General features: G+C 54.3%; 1 protein-coding gene. It reads right to left on the bottom strand.

Translation table 11 applies throughout. The features are described from left to right. The coding region (locus ACLO87_RS16850; protein WP_430224353.1) for an FUSC family protein at positions 1 to 606 on the bottom strand (606 nt) is incomplete at both ends.

The raw sequence follows: 606 nt of genomic DNA, 5'->3' as shown, positions 1-606 counted from the left end.
ATATCAGGTAGCTGGCGAGGGTGGTAATCAGCATCAAGGTCAGGGTGTAACCTTCGGGAATTTTAAAGTGTAGCGTCACGCCTGCAATGATTAACCCGACCACGGTTCCCACGGAGCGATTTACAATCCTCAGACGGGTTGCGCCATAGCCATTTTGCGTCACCAGCAATACTGTCATCAGGATCCAGTACGACTTCGGCAGATGCAGCGCGGTGCCCATCAGGCTGGCAACGCTTAACATCACACTGAGTCGTCCGGCATTGCGTAGCGCTGGAGACTTTAGTGACAGATAACTTTTCAGCGCCGGAAGTAATGGCATTCGCCGCTGTTTATCGGCCAGTAAGTCACGGGCATAGAGCGGTTTTTGGGTGCGCAGCACACGAGCGATGCGGCTGAAATGCCAGTAGCAGAATTGCCCAACCGGATTATCCGGGTGTTGGCGGGCGATTTTTTCCAGTGCGCCAATTTGCTTTTCCATCGTAAAACGCGTTGGCAGGCGATGGTAAAGAATGTCATCAGCCAGCACGCGCAGGCGAGCGGCGACGGTTTGCGCATTCCAGCGGATCACTTCTTCCGCATGGCTACGCTCGACCAGCTTTTGCACCT

It is taken from the genome of Paenalcaligenes sp. Me52, from assembly GCF_050487965.1.
Taxonomy (GTDB): Bacteria; Pseudomonadota; Gammaproteobacteria; order Burkholderiales; family Burkholderiaceae_B; genus Paenalcaligenes.
The sequence above is the reverse complement of the archived record's forward strand: the minus strand, read 5'-3'. Positions and strand labels throughout refer to the sequence as shown.